The organism is Bartonella sp. AC535YNZD (genome assembly GCF_042196625.1).
Lineage (GTDB): Bacteria > Pseudomonadota > Alphaproteobacteria > Rhizobiales > Rhizobiaceae > Bartonella.
This window is the reverse complement of the sequence record NZ_JBHIQP010000025.1, coordinates 2,501-7,927: the sequence shown is the minus strand read 5'-3', so window position 1 is coordinate 7,927 and position 5,427 is coordinate 2,501. Positions and strand designations below refer to the sequence as shown.

General features: G+C 44.9%; 3 tRNA genes and 2 rRNA genes (1 of these 5 running past the window's edge). All 5 read right to left on the bottom strand.

From position 1 onward, the window contains the following. Positions 1-1,348 precede the first annotated feature (1,348 nt). Positions 1,349-1,425, bottom strand: a tRNA-Met gene (locus ACFIM8_RS08640). Between the two features lie 107 nt (positions 1,426-1,532). Then, positions 1,533-1,647: ribosomal RNA gene (rrf, locus tag ACFIM8_RS08635) — 5S ribosomal RNA — on the bottom strand. Between the two features lie 68 nt (positions 1,648-1,715). Further along, positions 1,716-4,526, bottom strand: a 23S ribosomal RNA gene (locus ACFIM8_RS08630). A gap of 461 nt (positions 4,527-4,987) precedes the next feature. Further along, a tRNA-Ala gene (locus ACFIM8_RS08625) sits at positions 4,988-5,063 on the bottom strand. A 307-nt stretch (positions 5,064-5,370) separates the two neighbouring features. Beyond that, positions 5,371-5,427: transfer RNA gene (locus ACFIM8_RS08620), tRNA-Ile, on the bottom strand; it runs 20 nt beyond the window's last position.

Genomic DNA, 5,427 nt, shown 5'->3' with positions numbered 1-5,427 from the left:
GACCAATGGCTGCAAAAGCAAAAAGCTGCCCCTTTTTTTCTCACGGCATACTTTCTCCCTCATTACGCTGGTTTCTAAAAAAGATCGCAAAAATCATTAATTTTTTAAAGAACATGTCACCCTAGAAACGGTAAATGGGGCTAGAGCAGATGTCCAAGAGATAATGTGAGATAGTCTCTTTCAAAACAGATAGTCCATTGCGCCAAGGATAGGGATATGTAACTTTTAGAGTTTTTTCTCTTAAGGTTGCTTTATGTATGTTAGGATAGTGTAAAAAGCTGTTATTTCTCTATCTAAGCCGTAAAGCACTGCCCCCACAGATCATAGGCATAGGCTCAGTACCCCAAAAGCTTTCCCCAAAAGCTTTCTAAGTAAAAATCCGCCTTAGTATTTAGGGATATAGATAGTTTAGGTGGTCAAGGAATTATGTGCAATTTTTTGTTACAAAAAGTTAGCAGATTGTTTTAAGGATGAAGATATATAGGCACACATAGGACAAAGGGAGGGATATCGTAAAAGAGAGAGAAGCTGAGCTTAGATTTAGTTTTTGAGGAGTGTTTCTGTGTGTGAATTACATACACCTCTACGCTCTTTTTTCTAGTTGTTTCAGAGGGCATAATGTTTAGCGGAGTGTCCCCTATTTCTGCATTGCGTTTTTTTACGCAGGGCAGAGTTGCGAGTGCTCCTATATCTCCTCAGCATAACTCTACGGGTATTTACGCGCTCGTACGTTTTTTCCTTTTTCCATAGCGTTTTCGATTATATCTCTGTTACGTGAGAAGAGTTTCGAGTGATTAGCATTTCACTCCATGCGTTTACACGCTACGACACGTTTCCGCCTGCTTTTATTTTCAGAGCTTGATGCTATTTTTGTTTTCCAGTATTAAGAAGAGCTTTTAGATTTATCGTTTTAGAGAGAAGAAAGCATTCTCTGCCTATCTCTGCTTCATTAGTAGCATACCCCTTATGAGTCCTATTGCGTTCTTTTAGGGCTGAGAAGAGATCCGATCCAGCCCCAAAGCCGCTCCATAGGTCTTTTTTTGGCATGATTTGTTATCACGGTGTGTTGAGAGAGAGCTTTTGTTATTTTTTTGAACTTTAGAAGAGTAAAATGAGATGTTTTTTTTGATACAAGGTCTCGTTTATCTATGATATTTCATTGACGCCTTTAGAATGTTTGCAATGTAAAGAGACAATAGTATGGATTTTTTTAATTTTATAAGCTTTTTTAATTAGGCTTATTGAGCAGATTATTCTCTGCGTTTGGCATATTTCTGTTTAGATTGAGAAGAGTCAAGTTACTATTACGGGAATGCTAGGGAATATTATAGGGTTAACTATTAAGAAGTGGTTGCGGGGGCAGGATTTGAACCTGCGGCCTTCAGGTTATGAGCCTGACGAGCTACCGGGCTGCTCCACCCCGCGCTATATATTTTAAGACAAGATTTTTTTATTGTCTACTCTCAGTATTGAGCCTTGATATTTATCGTTATATTTTTATTTTGAATTGTTATCTATCATGCCTTTAGCAGACCTGGCGGCGACTTACTCTCCCGTGCCTTAAGGCAAAGTACCATCAGCGCTGGAGCGTTTCACGGCCGAGTTCGGGATGGGATCGGGTGCGTTCACTCCGCCATAACCACCAAGTCAGCAAAAAGCATGAATGATGAGAAGCTGGAATTTTTATATTTAAAGAAAGAATATGGGAAATGAGAACGATCAAGTCGATCGAACGATTAGTATCAGTAAGCTTCATGTGTTACCACACTTCCACACCTGACCTATCAACGTGGTGGTCTACCACGGTTCTCAGGGAATACTTGTTTTCAGGTGAGTTTCCCGCTTAGATGCCTTCAGCGGTTATCTCGTCCGTATATAGCTACCCTGCTATGCGGCTGGCGCCACAACAGGTCCACCAGAGATACGTCCATCCCGGTCCTCTCGTACTAGGGACAGGTCCTGTCAATATTCCAACACCCACGGCAGATAGGGACCGAACTGTCTCACGACGTTCTGAACCCAACTCACGTACCGCTTTAAATGGCGAACAGCCATACCCTTGGGACCTGCTCCAGCCCCAGGATGCGATGAGTCGACATCGAGGTGCCAAACAACCCCGTCGATATGGACTCTTGGGGGTCATCAGCCTGTTATCCCCGGCGTACCTTTTATCCGTTGAGCGATGGCCCTTCCACACGGGACCACCGGATCACTATGACCGTCTTTCGACTCTGCTCGACTTGTCAGTCTCACAGTCAGGCAGGCTTATGCCATTGCACTCAACAAACGATTTCCGACCGTTTTGAGCCTACCATCGCGCGCCTCCGTTACTCTTTAGGAGGCGACCGCCCCAGTCAAACTACCCACCATACACGGTCCCGAATCCGGATAACGGACTGCGGTTAGACATCCATATCGGTAAGGGTGGTATTTCAAGGATGACTCCACAAAGGCTAGCGCCCCTGCTTCAAAGTCTACCACCTATCCTACACATACAGACACAAATGCCAGTGTAAAGCTATAGTAAAGGTGCACGGGGTCTTTCCGTCTAACCGCAGGAACCCCGCATCTTCACGGGGAATTCAATTTCACTGAGTCTACGTTGGAGACAGCGGGGAAGTCGTTACGCCATTCGTGCAGGTCGGAACTTACCCGACAAGGAATTTCGCTACCTTAGGACCGTTATAGTTACGGCCGCCGTTTACTGGGGCTTCAATTCAATGCTTGCACATCTCCTCTTAACCTTCCAGCACCGGGCAGGCGTCAGACCCTATACGTCGTCTTGCGACTTCGCAGAGCCCTGTGTTTTTGGTAAACAGTCGCTACCCCCTGGTTTGTGCCACCCTCTAACGGTTGCCCGCTAAAGGGTCACGCTTCTTCCGAAGTTACGCGTGCAATTTGCCGAGTTCCTTCAACGTAGTTCTCTCAAGCGCCTTAGTATTCTCTACCAGTCCACCTGTGTCGGTTTGGGGTACGGTCTATATGTGGGAGCTATTTCCTGGAACTGCTTCACTGCAAGATCAATCCAATAAGATCTTACAATATACGCAATCCGTCACTACCCACAGGTCCACGAATATTAACGTGGTTCCCATCGACTACGCCTTTCGGCCTCGCCTTAGGGGCCGACTCACCCTGCTCAGATTAACTTTAAGCAGGAACCCTTGGACTTTCGGCGAGGGAGTCTCTCACTCCCTTTATCGTTACTCATGTCAGCATTCTCACTTCCGATACCTCCAGGAGCTCTCACGAGTCTCCCTTCACAGGCTTACGGAACGCTCCGCTACCACTTACTCCAAAAGGAGTAAATCCACAGCTTCGGTGTATGGCTTTAGCCCCGTTACATTTTCGGCGCAGGGACCCTTATTTAGACCAGTGAGCTGTTACGCTTTCTTTAAATGGTGGCTGCTTCTAAGCCAACATCCTGGTTGTTTTGGGATCCTCACATCCTTTCCCACTTAGCCATAACTTGGGGACCTTAGATGGTGGTCAGGGTTGTTTCCCTCTCCACGACGGACGTTAGCACCCGCCGTGTGTCTGCTAGTTAGTTCTTCCAGGTATTCGGAGTTTGGTTAGGTTTGGTAATCCGGTGAGGACCCCTAGCCCATCCAGTGCTCTACCCCCTGGAGAATTCGACTAACGCTCTACCTAAATAGATTTCGCGGAGAACCAGCTATTTCCGAGTTTGATTGGCCTTTCACCCCTAGCCACAAGTCATCCCAATCTATTGCAACAGATACGGGTTCGGCCCTTCAGTAAGTGTTACCTTACCTTCAGCCTGCTCATGGCTAGATCACTCGGTTTCGGGTCTAATCCAACGAACTGAACGCCCTATTCAGACTCGCTTTCGCTACGCCTACACCTACCGGCTTAAGCTTGCTCGTTAGACTAAGTCGCTGACCCATTATACAAAAGGTACGCCGTCACCCAGAACGAATCTTGGGCTCCGACTGTTTGTAGGCATTCGGTTTCAGGTACTATTTCACTCCCCTTGTCGGGGTACTTTTCACCTTTCCCTCACGGTACTGGTGCGCTATCGGTCATGCACGAGTACTTAGGCTTGGATCGTGGTCGACCCATGTTCAGACAGGATTTCACGTGTCCCGCCCTACTCTAGGACTTAAATCAGATTTACGTATACGGGACTATCACCCTCTTTGGTACGACTTTCCAGTCGTTTCTACTTTTCTTAATTCAAGCCACTGGCCTGGTCCGCGTTCGCTCGCCACTACTAACGGAGTCTCGTTTGATGTCCTTTCCTACAGGTACTTAGATGTTTCAGTTCCCTGCGTTTGCTTCTTACACCCTATTTTATTCAGGTGTAGATACCTTTATCTGACGACTAGAAAACTAAACTGTTTTAAAAAACAGCTTAATTTTTCTAGCCATCAAAGGTGGGTTGCCCCATTCGGAAATCTACGGATCAAAGGGTATTCGCACCTCCCCGTAGCTTATCGCAGCGTATCACGTCCTTCATCGCCTGTGCATGCCAAGGCATCCACCAAATGCCCTTAAGACACTTGATCGTTCTCATTGCCAATATTCATTCACGGTTTGTCTGCTTCTCTTTATCTTGTGCAAAATAAAGCGCAAAACAAACCAAATATCAGCAGAAAAGACCAGCTTCTCGAGATATATTCAATGGCGCGGTTAAGCTTCCAATCATAAGCAAGGGTTTTGAGCATTCCCTTGCGACACATGTCTCTTTTTCTAAATTAAGATTTCCTTCTAAATTAAGATTTCCTCTTCGGAAGAAAGGTTTTTCTTTCAAGATCTTTTTTAAAATCTGTTTTCCAAAACCTTTTTTCGACAACAAGCATTTTCCCAAGAAAGTATTTTTCTTAACAAAAAACTTGCACCTCAGAAGGAACCTTAAAAAGGAACATGTCTGAATATATCTTCTCTTCACAATTTCAATAGAACAAGCAAAAGGCTAAAAACCTCTTACTAAACCGTGTTCTTACAACATGATGATGACCGATTAAAGTGGTGGAGCCGGACGGGATCGAACCGACGACCCCCTGCTTGCAAAGCAGGTGCTCTCCCAGCTGAGCTACGGCCCCTAAAACAATATAACGCCTTCGAAACGCTTAAAATTCAAGATCACTTAAAATTGCTATTTTCTCAAAATTGCTACGCTTTATTGCCTTTTCTCGAAACATTTTTTTACCTTATATCTCAAGATCACTTAAATTTACCTTAAGACCACTGCAATTTTGGATATTAAAACCAAAGAAAGCACTTTTCTTTGTACCAGTAAAATTTTTATGCACCGGTAATATTCCTATAAACTGATAAGGTTCTTATAAATTAATAAAGAAAGCTTCCTCTGAGCACGTTTCACAAGCGCTTATAGATTGATAGAGTAATTGGTGGGCCTGGGAGGACTTGAACCTCCGACCTCACGCTTATCAAGCGCGCGCTCTA